The sequence below is a fragment of the Rheinheimera sp. UJ63 genome, from assembly GCF_021568285.1.
Lineage (GTDB): Bacteria > Pseudomonadota > Gammaproteobacteria > Enterobacterales > Alteromonadaceae > Alishewanella > Alishewanella maricola.
In genome coordinates, this window is the sequence record NZ_JAKGTQ010000001.1 from 1,037,854 (window position 1) to 1,056,907 (window position 19,054).

A 19,054-nucleotide genomic window follows, 5' to 3' on the forward strand; every position below is an offset into this window, starting at 1 on the left:
CGCACTCAAACACCCGTTTTCTTAAAACCTTGGCCAACGATGCTCAGCCGGCTCGCTGCAAGGGGGATAAAATATATTACTGATAAGCCTCAGTATTATTCATGACGACCGCTTAGAATCTGGTAGCAAACATTGTTTATTTTACTAAGCTGAAATCGTCCAATGATCGTTCACTTCTTCCAGTTTTAATTGAATACTTTGTGCTGCAGCTTTTGCTTCAGTATCGGCCAGTAAATCCAGAAAGTAGCTTACTGGGTTATTCTTTTGCTGGATCTCCATATACAGTGAACGTAAAGCTGCATCTGTAGTTCTTGGAATACTTGATTCGCCTTTCTCATAACGGGCGATAGTTTGTTCCGTAACGCCAAAACGAGTTCCCAAAATTCTTTGCGATACGTTCATTTCGATACGCAGAAACTTGAATTCCTGATGCGTTAACGGCTTGGGACTATCGATAATGGCGCTAGCAATAGTGTTGTGTAGGCCGTTCATGTCATCAATACTGGTGTATTCCTCACCGTCAAACGTCTCGACGGTAAAGCCATTCATCAGATACACGTTCGGCAAGCCACTTTCAGTATAATGATACATAGAGATTTCCTTAACTAATCCACACTGTTACAAGGACAGAACTGGGAGAGTACTGATGATTTTTTAATACAACAGTCAGTTCTATCACTGTTCCCGCCGCCATGCCTTTGAGATTAAATTTCCAATCGCCATTCGTTTCCGGATATGGGCCCTCTCGGAATACGGAGTGTTTGCTTTTCAGCAACGTCAGTATTTGACCGGTGTTTACACCTCGTTCCTGCATCCGTTCTTTAACATGTTTACTCCAGCGGATCCTATCCGTGTGTTGCTCAGCCAGATTATTAATGATCTGCCTAGCAGTTACTTCCGTCAGGGGAAGCTCATCTATTCCTTGAGGTTCACTTTGGCTCATGAATCACCTATCAAGTTGACACCTATCATTCTGATAGGCGGTGTGCACATTGTCAATCATTGTTATCCATTCATGCAAACCATTTCCTCCTAACGCTGAATGCCATTTGGGGTCAAAACAAAACATTCCTTTAGGATGATGCAGGGCGAGTTAATAGCGAAGTAAACTTTGGCTGGAGACGTCTTTTTCAGGGATGAAAAAGAGGAGCGTACAAGGATGTATTTAAAGCGTGCTCCAGCCGAAGCTTTACGCAGCGGTTAACGTTTTCGCCGTTGGCGAGATACTTTCTTTTGCATCGCCAAAAGAAAGTCTCCAAAGAAAATGTGGCTGCAAGATGGACAAAGGATTTTACCGAGCAGTCTTAGTATTATTCATAACAAACAGAGCTAAATTAACTTAGATATCTCGACGCTTGGTCTCTGTTCCCAAACACTTTGCGCGGCTTTCCGCGCTCGATTTTCGGCTTTTAGCCCAAAAGCCGCAACAACAGCACTCAACCAAGATCACACTGCCACTTCGTTACTTTGTAAGCGCATGACGTGGCCAGCCACAGAAAAAATAGGCGTAGCTACAAAGTTGTGGCAAGCTAAATAAATAATAAGGAGAAGTGTATGCGCAAAGCCATGTTCATTTTCGCCGCCATGACATTAGCGGCTTGCGATAAAAGTGTCACTCAACCATCAGCTCCTAACCCAAGTTATACCGAAGCAGAGCAGCAAACGTTAGCCGCAGGTAGTGCACGGGCACGCACCTGTGCAGCCTGTCATGGGCCGCGAGGTATCTCTCGTAATGCGATGTACCCACATCTTGCGGGGCGCCCCGCCAGCGAGCTCAATTCGGCGCTCACCGCTTTTCGTGATGGCGATCGTAAACATGCCATTATGAGCCCACAAGCTCGGGGTTTAACCGATGATGATATTGCGCTATTAAGCCAGTTTTATGCCTTATTGCCGCCCGCAATAGAAAGCCCCGCTCCCTAATCGTTAGTCGGCCGTAAACAGCGCCAGCAAGTCTTCGGCTTGGCCTTGCCATACTTGGCCTTTGCCACCACCCAGTAACTGATCCGATAAGCCCTGCTTATACTGCTGTAATTTTTGTACTTTTTCTTCAACGGTATTGCGGGCAATCAGCTTGTATACAAACACCACTTTGTCTTGACCAATGCGATGCGCCCGATCGGTCGCTTGGTTTTCAGCAGCGGGGTTCCACCATGGATCGTAATGAATAACGGTATCGGCGGCGGTTAAATTCAACCCTGTGCCACCGGCTTTTAAGCTGATCAAAAAGACTTCCGTTTCACCATTTTGGAAGGCATCAATCTGCTGCTGTCGTTGCTTGGTTTGCCCCGTTAATTTACTGTAGCTAATGCCCATGTATTGCAGCTCTTGCTCGATTAAATGCAGCATGCTGGCAAACTGACTAAACAGTAATACGCGCCGCCCTTCTTCAATCATTTCAGGCAAGTTTTCTCTTAACCAGCTGAGCTTGGCGTTGTGCTTCACTAGTTGCGCTTGTTCAATGGGTACTAAGCGCGCATCACAACAAGCTTGACGCAGTTTTAATAAGGCATCTAAAAACTCAATTTGACTGGCCGCTACGCCCTTGCGCAAAAACAGCTCGCGCACTTTGGTTTCCATAATTAAGCGGATGCTTTCGTACAGATTGCGTTGGTCCGCTTCTAATTCGAGTAGTTGTAATATCTCGTTTTTCTCAGGTAACTCGGTGGCGACCTGGCTTTTACTGCGCCGCAGCATAAAAGGCGCGATTTTTTGTTTTAACACCTGAGCACGTTCGGTATCCGCATGCTTTTCTATCGGCTTACGATACACCTGATTAAAATGCGCTTCGGTACCCAGTAAGCCCGGTAACACAAAATCAAATAACGACTTTAACTCGCCTAAATGGTTCTCTAACGGCGTACCCGATAACGCTAAACTAAATTCACGTTTTAACGCCCGCACACTTTGCGCTGCCTGACTGCCCGCATTTTTAATATGCTGCGCCTCATCCAGTATCACTAAACTAAATTCGCACTGGCGATATAAATGCAGATCTCGCACTAACAATGGGTAGCTGGTTACAATTACGTCAAAGTCATCCATTTGCTCGAACAACGGCCGACGTTTAGCGCCGTAAAGCTGCAGCAAAGATAACTCAGGTGTAAAGCGAGCGGCTTCGTTTTGCCAATTGCCTAATAACGACGTGGGGCAAACAATTAATGCCGGCTTTTTTAAACGCCCTTGTTGTTTTTCATACAACATAAAGCTGAGCGCTTGTAAGGTTTTACCCAGGCCCATATCATCGGCTAACACGCCACCTAAACCAAAGCAGCGTAAAAACACCAGCCAGTTAAAGCCCTGCTGCTGATAAGAGCGCAACACGGCATTTAAGCCGCTGGGCAAGGCCACTTCTTCTATACCTTGGAAATTATGCAGTTGCTCACTTAACCGAGTTAAACGGTTAGCATTTAAATATTGAATCTCAGCTGCACCAGGCGGGGGTAAGATGGCGGCCTTATAATCCGGTAACTCCAAGGTTAACGGCGACTTTTGTAAATTGAGTAATTCAACGATGGTATCAATCAGCGGCTGAATTAATTGCATCGGCAAGGCTAATTTGCCCTGTGGCAAACTAAGCCAAATGGTTTGGCCGCTCACTGGTAAACCATATTGCCGCAGCCATTGGCTGATTAACGGTAATAACGGCACTTGCTGGCCGTTCACATCCACTTGGATACCTAATTCAAAGCCACTTTGCTTACCATCTTGTACTTGCAAATACGGCGTGGCATCGAGGATCTGCAAATTAAAATCGGCGGCTTGCTCTACCTGCCAGCCTTGCTGTTGCAAGGTATCAAGCTCCGCCAATAACGGCTGCCATAACTCTGGGTTATCTGGGCCATCGCCAACATCAAAAGCAGCTAAACGTTCAGCAGGCGGGGCAAGCTCGCAACTAACTAATCCCAGTGCTAACAATTGCTCTAGTGCTGCCACTTCGTTTTCACGTTGGCGTTTAATAAACAAGGTTTGATCTGGCAGGCTGATTTCGGTTTGCGCTTGTTTTAAATCGAGTGGTAGCCGCTGTCCGGCATAATCAAAATACAATAAGGCGGTGGGTCGTGCCGCTGCATTTGCTTGTTGCACACGCATTTGTAATGCTAGCACCGGAGTGGGGGCAACCGTCACTTGCTGCACGGCAACACCCTTAGGTACAGGCAAGCTCACTTCTTTAAATAACTGCTGTAATTGCCCCAACCGCGATGATAATTGTTTTAGTGGGATCACCGGCATTTTGGCTAAGAGTTTAAGCTCGCGCGCACTTAAAGGCGTGTTAACTTCGCCTAGCGAATAATGATCGGTATTTAAGTAACACAGCGGTTCAGTAAAAATAAGATGGTTGGCTTCATCATCGGCAATTTGCCAGTGCAGTCGCTGGCCATTTTCGTGCTCTTGCCAATACAGCGACAAATCCTTTGGCTCTTGCCAGGTTAATTCATGCCGAGCCTCACCAAAAAAACAGCGGCCGGTGGCGAAAAAGGCCTGCAGTAACTCATAGCCCCAGCGGCCTTCTAACACATGCTGATCTTGTGGGTTATGCGAGCGAAACACCGTAAGCAAACGATAGTCTTCGGCACTGAGCCAGCTTGGCGGTTGCGGTGCCACCAGATCGTATTTTCCTAAAGGCTGACCTTTACTATAGCCACCCTTTTTCAAAATTTTCACCCGCCGCGGATACAATTGTAAGCCACTGTGACCGTAGCTCAGCAGATACAGCATGGTATCTTCAACTATTTCTTTGTTGGGTGCTTGCTGTTGTTCCACCTCGGCAAACCAATTATCGACCTGCAGCATGGGTAATTGCTTAACCCGTAATTGTTGCTGCGCATAATCACGCTTTAAGCGCAATAACACCGCCAACACATGCTTGCAGCGAAAACCAACAGGGCAGCTACAACGCGCTTCTAATTGCCAACGACCATGATGCTGTTCTAAAGACAAATGTTGCCGATAAGGCGCAAAGCCCGCTCCCCATACTTGGGCACTGATCTCACTTAAATCATCATTGTATTCGAGCTTCAACACCTTACCGGCCTGCAAATAGGCCTTCGCGCGGTGGATAGTGGCAGTGTCAAACCATTGCGTCAGGTTCGCATCGCTTAGCGGGAATAAATTGGTGTCTTCACCTTTGGTGTGATCAGTCAAATTGCTCGGCTCTCTTTACATTGCACTTAGGCAACACGCCCAAAAGATGGGCGCGAACAAAAGCTCTATGCTACCGCAAACGCCGAGCAGACCAAAGCACTGCCGACAGAAATAGGTACTTTTTCATTGTTCTGTCATTGGGCAGGCTTGGTTGAGGTCTGTTTTAGAAGTAATAGCTCAATTGCAGTGATAAATAGTCATCGCGTTGCAACCAATACAGCGGATCGTTGATTTGCTCACTTTGAAATAACCAGGCATTAATGCTTAAGCGCAGGCTATCGGTTAAACGCCGTGAACCTTCCAGTTTTATACTGCGGCTTTGACCTTCATCTAAATCTTGTAAAACGCCGACCAAGAAACTCGAACCGGCCACATCATTCAGTGCCAAGCGCCAGCCGATGAACAGATCATTTTGCCCGGGCATACTGGCTGTTTGGCCGCGACTGTCATACTGATATTCGACAATCCAGCCGAGATCCCACACCTGTTGCAACACACCATATTGGGTAAACTCAAAACCCGCAGTGGCAGCGGCATATTCATCCACTCCCAAGCGCCGATAAATCGATTCCATTTTCCATAACCAATCGCCCTGCACCCATTGCAGATCAAGCCCATATTGCTCCATTTGATAATACAATGGCTGTAACTCACCGCTGACGGTGGGTTGCAATAAGGGTTCGCGACTGGTGCCGCTAAAAAAGCTTAAACCGACATCTAAACCCGAAAAACGATGGGCGTAACGCAAGGCAACATCGAGGTTATTTTTCGCTTCGGACGACTCATACCAGGCTAAATCATGGTTTACCGCTAACGGCGTAGCTAAACGGCCCGCTAAACCGGGAAATTGCCGTTCACGAAAGTAAGGTAAAACGTAGATATCTAAGGTACCCGCGCCAGCACTGCGACGCAGGGCAAGCATCGGTTGCCCTAACTTAGCCTCTAGCTCAACGCCGGCGGTCACATCCGTTTGGTTAATCACGTCAACTAAATGCTGTGACTCACTAACGCCCCAAAAAATGGTGTCTAAACCTACTTTTACTTCCCAACCATCTTGCACATATCGCCAATAGGCTTGTTGAAAATCAATAAGATGGCTTTCACTGTCGCGCTGATGCCAACGTAAGTAAGGCTCTAAATTAACACTGTGCTGCCGACTGGCGTCTTCATAAGACCATTGGCCACGATAACTCAGCATGCTGTGCTGTTTGCTACTGGGCTGCAAGCCGCTTTGGCTAAACATGCGCTGCGTAAAATCCAGCTCATGTTGCCAACGCCAACTGCCCTGTGGCTTGGGCGCAGGGGCTATTGCTGCAGTTCGAGCAGAAGTATTAGCCGTAGCACTGCTGTTATTTGCCGGTAAGGTGGCGCGAGCAGGCGCTGCGCTGCTCACCGCTGTAACAGATGGTACTGTGGCCGCAGGCGGGCTTACTGGGCTAACAGCAGCACGGCTATTACTTGCCATAACCTCAGGGTTAGCCGCAGTGACAGCGCGTTTCGGTTCAGCTATCGCTTTGCCTGGCAACGCTTGACGGGCTAATTGCTGTTGATACCACTGCGCGGCAAAGGTCACGTCAGTGGCTAACATTTGTGCTTTGTCAGGCACGGTTAATTCCGCACCTTTTAAAAGATAATTGACATTGTTATCGCGAAACGCTTTTGGGTTTTGCTGCCATAAAGCATACATCACTTGCGCCATGCTAACTTGCTCATCCGGCCTAGCCGCAAGCGCCAAACGCCATAGTGTGCTCTCAGCCGTAATGGGCCCCAGTGTCGCTGCGTGCAGCGGTAAGCTACCCGTAAGTAAGGTCACAGCGCAGCAAAGGTTTGCGATGGTATGTTTCATAGGCAATAACGCACGCTTAACGCGCCCGCTCCAAAGCACTTACATCAAAATCGGCAGCAGTACGGCCGGTTTGAAAACGCATACTTTCTAACAGCAACTCGGTACTTTTACCGGTTTGTTGGTTCTCCATTACCAAGCGATGTGGCCGCCAAAACTTATCTAAATACAGCTGATAATCGTAGGTGGTTAAGGTTTTTAATAGGCTATCTTTACGATCATAATATTCTGCGCGCTGCACCCGATAATGCTCGGTATCGACCCAAACCAAAATTTTGCTATAACCCGAAAAACTGTCTGTTGGCGTTTGCTCTACCACAAAGCACTGTAATTGCTCTGCACAGGCTTCGTCACGAAGATAACGGAAACTGAATTTCTCTAATTCAAAACTGGTCATATCTTCATAAGCAAACTCACTGGCCATAAAAGGGCCAGATTTATTGCGACTGGCAATACGCCGCGTGCGTTTAACGCTGGGTAAATATAACCACTGTTCATCTTCAGCCGTGGGGTGAGCATGGGTTAAAAAAGCGGAACCGCGCACATCCATGGGCTCATCAAAAATGGTCAGCGACTTATCACCATCACCTTGCACTTCAAGGGCTAAAGCCCGCATCCGTCTGACACTTTCACGACCTTGAGCGTTACGTAAGGTCATCTGCAATTCGCTTTCACTGTCACCCCAGCCGCGATCACGCATTTTTTGTTCTTTTGCAATTTGTAAGCCTTTGGCTTGCGCCTCATCTTGCGCCGCCACCGGCGCCCAAGGTGCACACAGCATCGCAACGAACAACAGGCTGCGAGATGTTAGATTATTTAGCATGCTTAGCTCTCCCAAATTTGCCAACTTGTAACAAGACGGCGGGTAAAAATAATAAATCGATGATCAGTGCCACCATAATAATGCCGGATGTCAGCAAGCCCATATCGAAATTCAAACGGAAGCTCGACAGCATCAACACCGCAAAACCACTGACCAGTACCAAGGTGGTAATCCAAAGCGCGCGGCCAACACTGTGAAAAGCAAAGCGCACGGCTTGTTCGTTATCTTGGCCCTCTTTGCGGGCATAGCGATACTTGGTTAAAAAGTGCACCGTATCATCAACAATAATACCGAGGCTCATACCGGCGACCACTGACAACGCCAAGTTCACTTCGCCAACTAATAAACCCCACAAACCAAAACCAATAATCGCTGGCACTAAGTTTGTTAATAAACTAATTAAACCCAGCCGCCAAGAACGCAACGTAAACAGTAATAATAACGAAATTAACACCAACGCCGCCGGTAAGGTTTTCAGCATAGACGCCATATTGCGCTCGCCGATATGAGCGAACATTAGGGCGGCACTGGCAGCCGATAGCTGGTATTCCGGCCATTGCTCGGCAAAATATGCTAAAGCACGCTCTTCTAAAGCAATTAACTCTTTGCTGCCTAAATTGTATAAGGTGGCACTTAACCGCGTGGCACTTTTATCAATGTTTAACTGATTATTTAAATCGAGGCCAAAAGGTAAGGACATTTCATACAATAAGATATATTGCGCTGCTTCTTCGGTGGAATGGGGTAAACGGTAATAGGCCGGGTCATCCTGATGCATATTGCGATTGAGCTTTTTCAGAATATCGGTGAAAGTGTTTACGTGCATCACTTCCGGTTGCTCAACTAACCAGTCACTAAACTGTGCCACGGCCAACAGCATTTCTGGTTGATAAACCGCGCCTTCCCCGTCGCCCTTCACTTCAAAATCCATCAAAGTAAAGCCACTGAGGTTTTCTTCTAAAAAGTCATTCGATTGACGAAATGAAGTACTGGTAGAGAAATACTCATTGGGCTCGTCATTCACTTTATTTAAGGTTAATAAACCTGAACACACGATAGTAAAGGTAATAAAGCCAAACATGATCGGCCGCTGCCAGCGGATCACAAACAGCGCCAGTTTATCCATGGCATTCAGGCCGCTTTCAACATGGTCCGGCTCATGAAACGGTAAGGCATTCATCAATAATGGCAGTAAGGTCAGGCTGAAAATACAGGCTAAAACCACACCAATAGCCGTTAAATTACCCAGATCACGTAAAATTGGCACTTCGGAGAAATTCAGGGTTAAAAAGCCAATCGCGGTCGTGACACTGGTGATCACTACCGGTAACCAATTGCGTTCTAAACTGTACTGAATGGCTTGCTGCTTGCTTTTCCCTTCGCTCATCGCAAATTGCATCCCGGCCAGTAAATGTACCGAATCAGCCACCGCTAAAGTCATTAAAATAGTTGGCACGTTCACCGTGGCGGTACTCATAAAAATACCGAGCCAACCGGCTATACCTAAGGTGGTGACTACCGTAACAATTAAGATGATGATGGTCACTAACGAGGCATAAAACGAGCGGAAGAGCCAAGCCAGCATCAATGCTATGACCAACAACATCATGGGTACTAAGCGCTTCACATCGGCTTCTGCTTCTGAGGCAAAGGCATAGTTCATGGCAATAATGCCGGTGTGGTAAAACTCGACGTCGGGATACTGTGCAGCAAATTGGTCCGTCAGCGCCATCACCGCCGACCAAATTTCATCTACCTGCGCTTGCCCAGTAGGTTCGGGTAATTGCACCGTAATATTGATTGCCGTCACTGCCCCATCGGCGGCAATTAATCGATCACGAATAATCGGCTCGTTTAAGGCAATGTCACGAATACGAGCTAACTCGGCATCATCCAAGGTGCGTTCAGCATTCACCAGATCCTGCACCCGTAAATCATCATCTTCAGCTTCGGTATGTTGAAAATTACTAATTGAATCAATACGAATAGAGTAAGGTGTTTGCCAAGCGGCATTGGTAAAGTCTTGCACTAATTGCAGCACATCGGCTTGAAACACATTGCGATCTTTTGGTGCAATACCAATCAGCACATTGTCACTTTTATTAAACTCTTGCTGCATTTGTTCAAAGGCTTGCAGCTGCGGATTATCCGGCCCAAAGAAAATGCGGTAATCGCCACGAAAATACAGTTGATTTAAACCGGCACTAAACAGGGCAATAATCAACAACAGCGCAGATAACACCGACCAAGGATGGCATAAAACAAAAGGACGGGATGGGGTCATGCAGCGAGCTCCGGGGCTTTTTTATTTTAAAAGTTGTACTTCAGTGTACACCCTAATTATCGGCCGATGATTACAAGCCATGAATATTTTTCTTTTTGCACACCTTGCTTGCAAATAATTTACAATTAAATAAACTTATTTTATGTCTGCTTGCTCTGGGTGCATTATGTCACTGGCCATTATTTATAGTCGGGCACGTTATGCCTTAGCCGCGCCGTTGGTAACGGTCGAGGTTCATCTCAGTAACGGTTTACCGGCGTTTCAGTTAGTGGGTTTACCCGAAACCTCGGTTAAAGAAGCCAAAGACCGGGTTCGTAGCGCGTTAATTAACAGTGGCTTCAACTTTCCGGATAAGCGCATTACCGTTAATTTGGCCCCTGCCGACTTACCCAAAGAAGGTGGCCGTTTTGATCTAGCTATTGCGCTGGGTATTATTGTCGCCTCGGCGCAATTGCCTGAAAACTGCACCGCGAATTACGAGTTTTGTGGTGAATTAGCCCTTTCGGGTGAGATCAGACCGGTGCTGGGCGAGATCCCGTTAGCCATTGCTTGTCGTGATGCTGGCCGTGCCGCCGTGTTACCCATGGCCAATGCCCAACAAGCTTGTTTAATCCCTGATGCACAAATTCATGGTGCTGAGCATTTGCTACAAGTGCATAGTTTTTTATTAGCACAACAACCGCTGCCCGCCATTCCGCCACTGCCGCCGCCACCACTTAAAATGCAAGCTGATATGGCCGATGTAAAAGGTCAGCAACAAGCCAAACGTGTGCTAGAAATTGCCGCGGCAGGTGAGCATAACTTATTGATGTTTGGCCCTGCTGGCACCGGAAAATCGATGTTGGCACAGCGCCTCGCCAGTATTTTACCGCCACTCACCGAACAAGAAGCGCTGGCCACCGCGGCGCTTTATTCTATTGCCGGTCAACCGCGTGACCAACAAAGCTGGCTACAACGGCCCTATCGCGCACCGCATCATACCGCCTCAGCAGTGGCTTTAGTGGGCGGCGGCTCTGTACCGCGACCTGGCGAGATTTCTTTAGCGCATCATGGCGTGTTGTTTTTGGACGAGCTGACTGAATTTCCACGTAAAGTGCTAGATGTATTACGCGAACCACTCGAAACCGCGCATATTCATGTTTCACGCGCCGCGCGCCAAGCAGAGTTTCCAGCCCAGTTTCAGCTAGTCAGTGCTTTAAACCCCAGCCCCACCGGCCATCACGAAGATGGTCGCAGCAGCCATGAGCAAGTATTACGGTATCTGAACCGTTTATCCGGGCCTTTTTTAGAGCGCATCGAATTACAAATTGAAGTACCGCTGCTGCCCGCCGGCACGCTCAGTAGCCAACAGGCTGAAGAAAGCAGTGAGCAAGTGCGGCAGCGAGTGATTGCGGCCAGAAATATTCAACTAACCCGTCAAGGCAAAGCGAATGCGCGGCTACAAGGCGGCGAATTAATGCAGCATTGTCGGCTTAGCGACGTAGATAGTCAGTTTTTAGAAGAGACATTACAGCGGTTAAAGTTGTCAGCACGTAGCTTTCATAAGCTACTTAAGGTGGCAAGGACCATTGCCGACTTACAACAAAGCCCACAGATTAGCCGACCACATTTGTTAGAGGCGATCAGCTATCGGGCACTGGAAAGACTGATCCAATATCTAAAACAGTAGCCCGATAGGTTAAAACATTATGCCGCTATTAGCGGTTTAAACTAAACGCCAATGCAGCATTTCACCAGCAAAAAATGGCACGATCGGCTGGCCATTCGCCAAGGTTATTTCGGTCGGTACCTGCCACTGTTGTTTTTGTAAAGTGATGCTACCGCTATTGCGAGGTAAACCGTAAAAGTCTGCGCCATAATGGCTGGCAAAGCCTTCCAGCTTTTCTAGGCAACCCAACTCATCAAACACCTGGGCATACAACTCAATGGCGCTATGAGCACTGTAACAACCGGCACAACCACAAGCTGACTCTTTGCGATGCTTTTCATGCGGCGCAGAGTCTGTACCCAGGAAAAACTTACTCGAGCCACTCGCCACCGCGGCGCGCAAGGCTTCTTGATGGGTACGACGCTTTAAAACCGGTAAGCAATAATTATGCGGCCGCACGCCACCTACTAATAAATCGTTGCGGTTTAACAATAAATGTTGTGGTGTGATGGTCGCGGCCACATTTGCAGAAGCTTCCGCTACAAAGGTTGCGGCATCAGCCGTGGTAATATGCTCAAACACCACCTTTAATTGTGGTAAACGTGTAACAATATGCTGCAAATAGCGGTCAATAAACACTTTTTCACGGTCGAAAATATCAATATCGTGATCAGTCACCTCACCGTGGATCAACAGCAACATGCCCACTTCGGCCATGGCTTCAAACACCGGATAAAGCGCGTCAAGTGCTGCTACACCCGAGGTAGAGTTGGTTGTTGCTCCAGCAGGATATAATTTAGCCGCCACCACGCCCGCCGCTTTCGCTTCAATAATATCTTGCTTGCTGGTTTTATCGGTTAAATACAATGTCACTAAAGGTTGAAATTCACTGCCCGCTGGCCGTGCCGCGAGGATGCGCTCGCGATAAGCCATCGCTTGTGCTGCGGTGGTCACGGGCGGTACTAAGTTAGGCATAACAATAGCGCGACGAAAGACCCGAGCCGTGGCCGGAACAGTTTCTAACAGCATATCACCGTCGCGAAAATGCAGATGCCAATCATCAGGGGTTTGAATGGTTAAAGTGGTCATTAGAATGCTCCGGCAGGATGTCAAAAGTGCCTTATGATAGCAGGGAAGCAGAAATGAAGAAATTACCCAGGTCGTTTTTCAAGCCGCACTGCGACTTTTCTCAGGCATTGCTTTAGTCACTGCGTCGGCTCTGCTACACTATTTTGTAGCAAATGAAGGAGCCCACCATGTCAGAATTTGATTTCGATTTAGATCATTTAGATTTCGCAGCCGCCGAAGACTCTGTCGCAGCCACTCAAGCCGCCGTAGCCGCTGCCGAAAGCGAGCCACAATTTGGCGATGACGATGACGAATGCAGTGGCGGTGCTTGTAAAATTTAAGCTCCCTGTGGGCGCAATTGATAATAACGTGTTAATTGCGCCACTAAGATACAGATCGTACCCGCCAGCATCAACAATGAAAACGGCAATGCCGTACCGTTGTAAAATACCCCTAATAAAGGCCCTGCCAGTGCGCCTATGCCAAAACGCAACGTTCCAATCACCGCAGTGGCGGTGCCGCTATGCTCTGGAAACTTCATTAAAATCATCGCATCGGCATTAGTAGCCATTAGCCCTAAACTGGCCATTAACGGGGCAATACTCAGCACCGTGTACCACAGCCCTAAACCCAGATAATTAAATAAGCTTAGTAGTGACGCGCAGCACAAAGCTAACACTAAGCCGACACCTAACATGCGTTGCGGCCCTTGCCGGGTAACCAAGCGGCTGTTAATAAAGTTGGCAAGCATTAGCGCCGACACATTAAGCGCAAATAACACCGCGAATAGCTGCTCACTCACGCCAAAGTAACTAATATAAATAAAGGATACGGCTGTTAAAAACGTAAAAAAGCTAAAAGAGGCAAACATCGAAGTCGCAATATCTGGCCATGCTGCTTTATTAGCAAAAACTTGCCGATAACCACTAAAAAAGGCGGGTTTTACCACATCGTCTGGCCGTGTGATCTCAGGCAGGAAACGCCAACTTAAACCCACCAATAACAAAGCATAACCGGCTAACACAGCAAAAATAACTTGCCAGTTTGCCAACACCATAATGCCACTGCCCAGCGCTGGAGCAATTAATGGCGCCAGCATCATAATCATAGATACATAAGACATACCCTTAGCGGTATTGTGCTGATACAAATGCCGCACGATGCCAGGGATCACCACGGTTGCGGCCGCACCACAAAAGGCTTGAGCAGCGCGCCAAACTAAAAAGCTTTCGATACTGCTAACAATACTGAGCATAATACTACTCAGTAAAAACCCACAAAGCCCCGCTAGCGCTAAAGGGCGACGCCCCAGCATGTCGGCTAAGGGCCCAAACAGCAGCATGCCTAAGGCATAAGCAGCCAGATAGATACTAAGCGATTGCTGCACCAAGGCCATAGAGGTGTTGAGATCGGTCACCATGGTTTGCATTGCCGGCAAATACATGTCGATTGCTAAAGGGGTAATAGCAATTACGGACGCGAGTAGCATAATCAGCCACAGCGAAGGGGTTGGCGCTTTCATTTGAGGTACCTCCAGAGGAGCTGCATAGTACCGTTACAACACGATGCTGACTAGCAGGTTTTTTCGTAAGAACAAGCGCTTATTCACCTAAAATACCGTATTGTCGACAGATTTAGACTGCGTTGAATCTTCTGCCAATAAGCTCTATGATGATGAGGGTTTGTTGAATCTGACACGCTGCAGTGTTTTGACGGTAACCGCATCGAGTAACGCATGAAAGAAAAAGCTACGTCTTTTGATATCGCCTATTTAGCTGGAGTGTCGCAATCTACCGTTTCTCGGGCATTACGCAATAGCCCGCAAGTGAATCAAGAAACGCGCGAAAAGGTGCAAGCGATTGCCCGCCAGCTTAATTATAAGGTCGATAAAAACGCCAGCAACCTGCGTAAACAACGCAGTAGTACGCTCGCGTTGCTGTTATTTGAAGACCCCACCACCGATGAATCCCTGATTAATCCGTTTTTTCTGTCAATGCTGGGTAGCATCACCCGAGCCTGTGCCAAGCGCGGCCAAGATCTGCTCGTGTCGTTTCAGCAACTTAGTAACGACTGGCATGCCGATTATGAAGACAGTAAAAAAGCCGATGGTATTATTTTGCTTGGTTACGGCGACTATGTGGATTACGAAGAAAAATTAGCTAAGCTGTTAGCGCAAGAAACCCACTTTGTTTGCTGGGGTGCCGAAGTATTAGGCCATCCGGAATTTACTATTCGCAGTAATAATTGGCAGGGTGGCAAATTAGCCGGCGCGCATTTAATTTCCACCGGCCATCGTAACTTTGCCTTTATTGGTAACGCCTCTGAAGGTAGCCCAGAGTTTAGTGCTCGTTATCAAGGTTTTATTGAGGCGTTAGTCAGTGCTGGCATTAACGCTGCGGATGTGCCGCACCATGATGCGATCTCCACCGAAAGCGCCGGCGATATCGCCACCGAGCAACTGTTAAAAAGTGGTCAGCCGGTCGATGCCATTTTTTGCGCGAGCGATTTAATCGCTATTGGCGTGATCCGCTGCTTAAAACGCAACGGCATTCGTGTTCCGGAACAAATTGCCGTGATGGGCTTTGATGATATCCCTGCCGCCTCTTTTGCCTCGCCCGGTTTAAGTACGATCCAGCAAGACACCAGCAAAGCCGGAGAAATGCTCGTCAATAACCTGATGAACCTGATTACCAACCAACCGATCACCGATAACCTGATTGAACCTAAGCTGGTGATCCGTCAATCTTGCGGTGCCACGTCGGCTTGAGTTGCTAGCTCAACAGATGGCGGCAATGCCTCTAGCGCTTCACGTAAGGTGGCATAAAAGGTTAGCCGACCGGGTTCTGCCACTACCCCCGCTTTCGCTAAGGTTTTTAATGGCTGAAATTGCAAGTCGGCAATAATCAACTCAATGCCGTTAGTCTGACAACTGTGTCGCAGTTTTTCTAAAGCCGCCAAGCCACCGGCATCTAATAGCGTAACGCCATCCATATACAACACTAAACCACGCTGCTTTTCAGCTAACAGCGCAATTTCTGCAAAAATACGATCGGCGGCGGCAAAAAACAGTGGGCCACTAATTTTTAAGACTTTCCAACCCGCGGGTAACGGTTGACCAATATGCTTGCGACTTGCCGAGATGTCCGTGACCTTGGTCATGGCGGCGATATCTTTCATAAACAAGATTGTTGCTAACAGAATGCCGGTTGTGATGGCCAGTACCATATCAAAAATAACGGTTAGCGACAGACACACCAAGAAAACCCAAACATCACTGCGCGGCGCAGTTTTTAATAGATGCAGTGCCTTGGGGGCCTCACTCATGCCCCACGCCACCATCACCAATAACGCGGCCAAAGCCGCCATGGGCATGTAAGCGAGCACAGGGGTTAACAATAATAAGGCCAGCAATACCACAAGCGCGTGGATCATCGCTGAGATAGGTGATTGCGCACCAGCATTCAAGTTCGCAGCCGAGCGAGCCAGCGCCGCTGTCGCGGTAATACCCCCGAAAAACGGCGTAATAATATTACCGATACCTTGCCCCATTAACTCGCTATTTGCACTATGGCGTTGGCCGCTACTGTTATCCAATACCACCGCACACAATAACGACTCAATCGCACCAAGCATGGCAATGGCAAAGGCGGCGGCCAGCAGATCTTTTGCCAACTGCCAACTAAAACTCAGCGCTACACCATCAGGCCCAGGGCGATTCCAAGGCCAATCAAAATAAGGTAAATACGACGGCACGCCGGCAGCGACAGCACCATCTTCTGCTATATAAGTAAACCGCGAGGCAATAGTGGGTACATCTGCGCCGAATTGCAGCAATAACAACCCTAGCAAGGTGCCGATAAACAATGCCGGTAAATGCGGTGGAATGGGGGTGTGAAGTCGGCGCCAACCAAGCATAACGGCTAAGGTCACTACCGCCACCAGCAAGCTAGGCCAAGCGGTTTGGGGTAATGCTTGTGCTAACACTAAAATTTTATCGCCAAAATGCTCGGGCAAAGCGGCTAACGGTAACCCCAAAAAGTCTTTGACCTGCAAAATGACAATAACAATTGCAATACCCGAGGTAAAACCTAAGGTGACTGACTCAGGGATATATTCAATTAAACGGCCCAAGCGCAATAAGGCCATAGCGACCAGTAATAAACCAGATAGCACAGAGGCAATTAATAAGCCGCTTAAACCATACTTCACGGCAATAGGGTATAGGATCACCACAAAGGCGGCGGTGGGCCCAGAAATGCTATAACGCGAGCCTCCGGTTAGCGCAATCACAAAACCGGCGATAATAGCCGTATACAGACCGTATTGCGGCGGCACACCCGATGCAATCGCCAACGCCATAGCCAGTGGAATGGCAATAATGCCCACGGTAACGCCGGCTAACAGATCTTTGAATAATTTTTGCCGCGTGTAACCTTCAGCCAAAATCTCGCGTAGCGCATGACCAATACGCAAAGAAAACAAATGGGCGCGATGAGACAAAACAGACTCCGCTGATCTGGCCTAAACAATACATCACTATAGCGCAGCAATTTTGCTAAACCTATGCACTTTTAGTCTCAGATGGCATAGTTATAAACCCTTTTAACTGCCGCTTAACGCAAAAACGCTGTTCGAAAACAGCGTTTAGATTCAATTAGGTGCATTGAGTCGCGATGGCTTTATGGTGTTTTTTTTAGCATGCTCGCCAGTACCCCATCACGTTTAATGAAACCATGCTGCAATGCTGCGCTGATATGCAGAATAATTAACAGCATCAGTAGCAAACTTGCCCAGCCATGCAGCTCGCGTAATAAGCCATAATGGGCTAAATCAGTTGCTAGCAGCATCGGCAAACTGACATCGAACAGCACCACCGGCAATCCAGCAGCATTTTGCATTAAATAACCCGACAGCGGCATTAACACCAACAACAAATAAAAAGCAAAATGGGTGAGTTTCGCGGCCCACTTTTGCCATAACGGCAGCGAACTGGGTAAAGCCGGAACCTGCGTAGTCAACCGCAGATAAATTCGCAGCAATACAGCACAAGCAGCGAATAACCCAGCCATTTTATGCCACGTAAGCAATTGTTGCTGCCAAACCCCTAATGCACTAACCATCGTTAAGCCAGCCAGCAATAAAGACAATACTAATGCCGCCATCAGCCAGTGCATCAAGCGCATAGCTAATGAGTACGTTGCCGGATTATTCATGCTGTTTCCCTACCACTGATTGCACTAATACTTCACGCGCTCGGCGCCGATGTGACTCGGCATAAGCAGCAGCGCGCGCACGTAAAATCGGATCGGCGGTTGGCGCAACACCACGAGGTAACACTAAGGGGTCAAAATTAAGCGCATTACAATTCCCGTCTAACTGCTCTGTCGCCTGATGGATCTGCAGTATTCCCGCACTTATTTGTACATTACTGTCAGGCCATAATACCGTCGCGTTATTTTCATCATCCGCGGCCGTGCCAAGGGTAAATTGCCAGTCAAAGCTCACCATGCCCGCATTTAAGCGCGCAAAAAATTCTTTTTGCAGGGCATCAGCATCTGTTTCATCTAACTCACTGCTGATTGTCGACGTTAACATCGGCACTGCAGCCCATTTCACGGCTTGCTGCTGACCTGCCGCATTTTGCAAATAAAAGGCGTTAATACTGTGATAGCGTTCACTGGCAAAGCTACTGCTGGCTTGATAGGTTGATCGCCATTTTACAAAAGCCTGACTCTCTGGATGCTCAGCTAAAAATTGCGGCACACTATTATTTTGAATGGCTTGCAGCTGCAGATAAAACTTTTCTGGTGTTCCTACCGCTAGCACCGGTGGGGTGTTCATTGCTATGCGCCATTGCTGTGCGGTTTCGGGCAACAAGGTGATGGCAAAACTGCGTACCGGTGCTTTAAAATCAGGCGCCAGCGGATTATTACCAGCAATCGAAAATCGACCAATAAACGGATAACGCCCGGCTTGCAACACCGCAGCACTTGAATACGGCGCTAACGCGCCGCTGGAAATAAAATCACCGGCTACGCAAAAACCTTTAGCATGCGCACGGCGAAAACCGGCATGCGCTGTTGAACCTTGCTGTAAATCGACAAAATCTTGCGCACTGAGTGCATTACCCGCGCCCAAATTAGCGGCCAATAAAAATGCCGCGCTAACACTGCCCACTAGCGCGGCCACAATAAAATAAGCTCGCATCTTGTCACGTCCCCAACATTTATCTTGAACTCAAGA

Annotated in this window: 15 protein-coding genes; 4 read left to right on the top strand and 11 right to left on the bottom strand. The window is 48.0% G+C overall.

Annotated features, from left to right (window positions below; all coding sequences use genetic code 11):
- Nucleotides 1-144: 144 nt before the first annotated feature.
- Together L1N97_RS04860 and L1N97_RS04865 are read right to left on the bottom strand one after the other, a co-directional pair.
- A complete protein-coding gene (locus tag L1N97_RS04860; RefSeq protein ID WP_236128982.1) occupies nucleotides 145-591 on the bottom strand; it encodes a helix-turn-helix domain-containing protein in 447 nt (148 codons plus the stop codon).
- A 10-nt stretch (nucleotides 592-601) separates the two neighbouring features.
- Nucleotides 602-943: a DUF4258 domain-containing protein gene (locus tag L1N97_RS04865; protein ID WP_236128983.1), complete on the bottom strand. Its 342-nt coding sequence runs from the start codon at nucleotides 941-943 to the stop codon at nucleotides 602-604.
- Between the two features lie 611 nt (nucleotides 944-1,554).
- Between L1N97_RS04865 and L1N97_RS04870 the strand changes: the two genes are divergently transcribed.
- Nucleotides 1,555-1,923 carry a c-type cytochrome gene (locus L1N97_RS04870; protein WP_236128984.1) on the top strand — a complete coding sequence of 123 codons (369 nt, stop codon included), beginning with the start codon at nucleotides 1,555-1,557 and terminating at the stop codon, nucleotides 1,921-1,923.
- A 3-nt stretch (nucleotides 1,924-1,926) separates the two neighbouring features.
- Here L1N97_RS04870 and L1N97_RS04875 read toward each other — a convergent pair whose 3' ends face one another.
- From L1N97_RS04875 to L1N97_RS04890, 4 genes are all read right to left on the bottom strand, one after another.
- Nucleotides 1,927-5,145, bottom strand: coding sequence for a DEAD/DEAH box helicase (locus L1N97_RS04875; protein ID WP_236128985.1), 3,219 nt, complete (start codon nucleotides 5,143-5,145; stop codon nucleotides 1,927-1,929).
- Between the two features lie 163 nt (nucleotides 5,146-5,308).
- A complete protein-coding gene (locus L1N97_RS04880; RefSeq protein WP_236128986.1) occupies nucleotides 5,309-6,958 on the bottom strand; it encodes a type IV pilus assembly protein FimV in 1,650 nt (549 codons plus the stop codon).
- Nucleotides 6,959-7,007: 49 nt separating this feature from the next.
- Entirely contained in the window at nucleotides 7,008-7,811 is an 804-nt protein-coding gene (locus L1N97_RS04885) for an outer membrane lipoprotein-sorting protein (protein WP_236128987.1), read from the bottom strand.
- Nucleotides 7,801-10,095, bottom strand: a complete 2,295-nt coding sequence (locus tag L1N97_RS04890) for an efflux RND transporter permease subunit (RefSeq protein WP_236128988.1) — start codon at nucleotides 10,093-10,095, stop codon at nucleotides 7,801-7,803. The genes L1N97_RS04885 and L1N97_RS04890 overlap by 11 nt, the downstream gene beginning before the upstream one ends.
- A 166-nt stretch (nucleotides 10,096-10,261) precedes the next feature.
- On the opposite strand from L1N97_RS04890, the gene L1N97_RS04895 reads away from it, so the two are divergent.
- A complete protein-coding gene (locus tag L1N97_RS04895; protein WP_236128989.1) occupies nucleotides 10,262-11,764 on the top strand; it encodes a YifB family Mg chelatase-like AAA ATPase in 1,503 nt (500 codons plus the stop codon).
- A gap of 36 nt (nucleotides 11,765-11,800) precedes the next feature.
- On the opposite strand, the gene pyrC is transcribed toward L1N97_RS04895, so the two are convergent.
- Complete coding sequence (pyrC, locus tag L1N97_RS04900; RefSeq protein WP_236128990.1) at nucleotides 11,801-12,832, bottom strand: dihydroorotase; 1,032 nt, start codon at nucleotides 12,830-12,832, stop codon at nucleotides 11,801-11,803.
- 167 nt (nucleotides 12,833-12,999) lie between these two features.
- Here pyrC and L1N97_RS04905 point away from each other — a divergent pair, with 167 nt between their 5' ends.
- Nucleotides 13,000-13,152: a hypothetical protein gene (locus L1N97_RS04905; RefSeq protein WP_226750460.1), complete on the top strand. Its 153-nt coding sequence runs from the start codon at nucleotides 13,000-13,002 to the stop codon at nucleotides 13,150-13,152.
- Here L1N97_RS04905 and L1N97_RS04910 read toward each other — a convergent pair.
- Complete coding sequence (locus L1N97_RS04910) at nucleotides 13,149-14,333, bottom strand: multidrug effflux MFS transporter (protein WP_236128991.1); 1,185 nt, start codon at nucleotides 14,331-14,333, stop codon at nucleotides 13,149-13,151. The two genes, L1N97_RS04905 and L1N97_RS04910, sit on opposite strands and share 4 nt — an antisense overlap.
- A 213-nt stretch (nucleotides 14,334-14,546) precedes the next feature.
- On the opposite strand from L1N97_RS04910, the gene L1N97_RS04915 reads away from it, so the two are divergent.
- Complete coding sequence (locus tag L1N97_RS04915; RefSeq protein WP_236128992.1) at nucleotides 14,547-15,578, top strand: LacI family DNA-binding transcriptional regulator; 1,032 nt, start codon at nucleotides 14,547-14,549, stop codon at nucleotides 15,576-15,578.
- Here the strand turns inward: L1N97_RS04915 and dauA are convergent.
- The 3 genes from dauA to L1N97_RS04930 form a co-directional block, all read right to left on the bottom strand.
- A complete protein-coding gene (gene dauA, locus L1N97_RS04920) occupies nucleotides 15,551-17,311 on the bottom strand; it encodes a C4-dicarboxylic acid transporter DauA (RefSeq protein ID WP_236128993.1) in 1,761 nt (586 codons plus the stop codon). The genes L1N97_RS04915 and dauA overlap by 28 nt on opposite strands.
- Before the next feature lie 179 nt (nucleotides 17,312-17,490).
- Nucleotides 17,491-18,024: a cytochrome b gene (locus tag L1N97_RS04925; RefSeq protein ID WP_236128994.1), complete on the bottom strand. Its 534-nt coding sequence runs from the start codon at nucleotides 18,022-18,024 to the stop codon at nucleotides 17,491-17,493.
- A complete protein-coding gene (locus tag L1N97_RS04930) occupies nucleotides 18,017-19,018 on the bottom strand; it encodes a catalase family peroxidase (RefSeq protein ID WP_236128995.1) in 1,002 nt (333 codons plus the stop codon). The genes L1N97_RS04925 and L1N97_RS04930 overlap by 8 nt, the downstream gene beginning before the upstream one ends.
- Between the last annotated feature and the right edge of the window lie 36 nt (nucleotides 19,019-19,054).

Bases quoted from the DNA above. Each gene is read 5' to 3' on its own strand.
- L1N97_RS04860 (WP_236128982.1), bottom strand. From the start codon at position 591: ATGTATCATTATACTGAAAGTGGCTTGCCGAACGTGTATCTGATGAAT.
- L1N97_RS04865 (WP_236128983.1), bottom strand. From the start codon at position 943: ATGAGCCAAAGTGAACCTCAAGGAATAGATGAGCTTCCCCTGACGGAA.
- L1N97_RS04870 (WP_236128984.1), top strand. From the start codon at position 1,555: ATGCGCAAAGCCATGTTCATTTTCGCCGCCATGACATTAGCGGCTTGC.
- L1N97_RS04885 (WP_236128987.1), bottom strand. From the start codon at position 7,811: ATGCTAAATAATCTAACATCTCGCAGCCTGTTGTTCGTTGCGATGCTG.
- L1N97_RS04890 (WP_236128988.1), bottom strand. From the start codon at position 10,095: ATGACCCCATCCCGTCCTTTTGTTTTATGCCATCCTTGGTCGGTGTTA.
- L1N97_RS04895 (WP_236128989.1), top strand. From the start codon at position 10,262: ATGTCACTGGCCATTATTTATAGTCGGGCACGTTATGCCTTAGCCGCG.
- pyrC (WP_236128990.1), bottom strand. From the start codon at position 12,832: ATGACCACTTTAACCATTCAAACCCCTGATGATTGGCATCTGCATTTT.
- L1N97_RS04905 (WP_226750460.1), top strand. From the start codon at position 13,000: ATGTCAGAATTTGATTTCGATTTAGATCATTTAGATTTCGCAGCCGCC.
- L1N97_RS04910 (WP_236128991.1), bottom strand. From the start codon at position 14,333: ATGAAAGCGCCAACCCCTTCGCTGTGGCTGATTATGCTACTCGCGTCC.
- L1N97_RS04915 (WP_236128992.1), top strand. From the start codon at position 14,547: ATGAAAGAAAAAGCTACGTCTTTTGATATCGCCTATTTAGCTGGAGTG.
- L1N97_RS04925 (WP_236128994.1), bottom strand. From the start codon at position 18,024: ATGAATAATCCGGCAACGTACTCATTAGCTATGCGCTTGATGCACTGG.
- L1N97_RS04930 (WP_236128995.1), bottom strand. From the start codon at position 19,018: ATGCGAGCTTATTTTATTGTGGCCGCGCTAGTGGGCAGTGTTAGCGCG.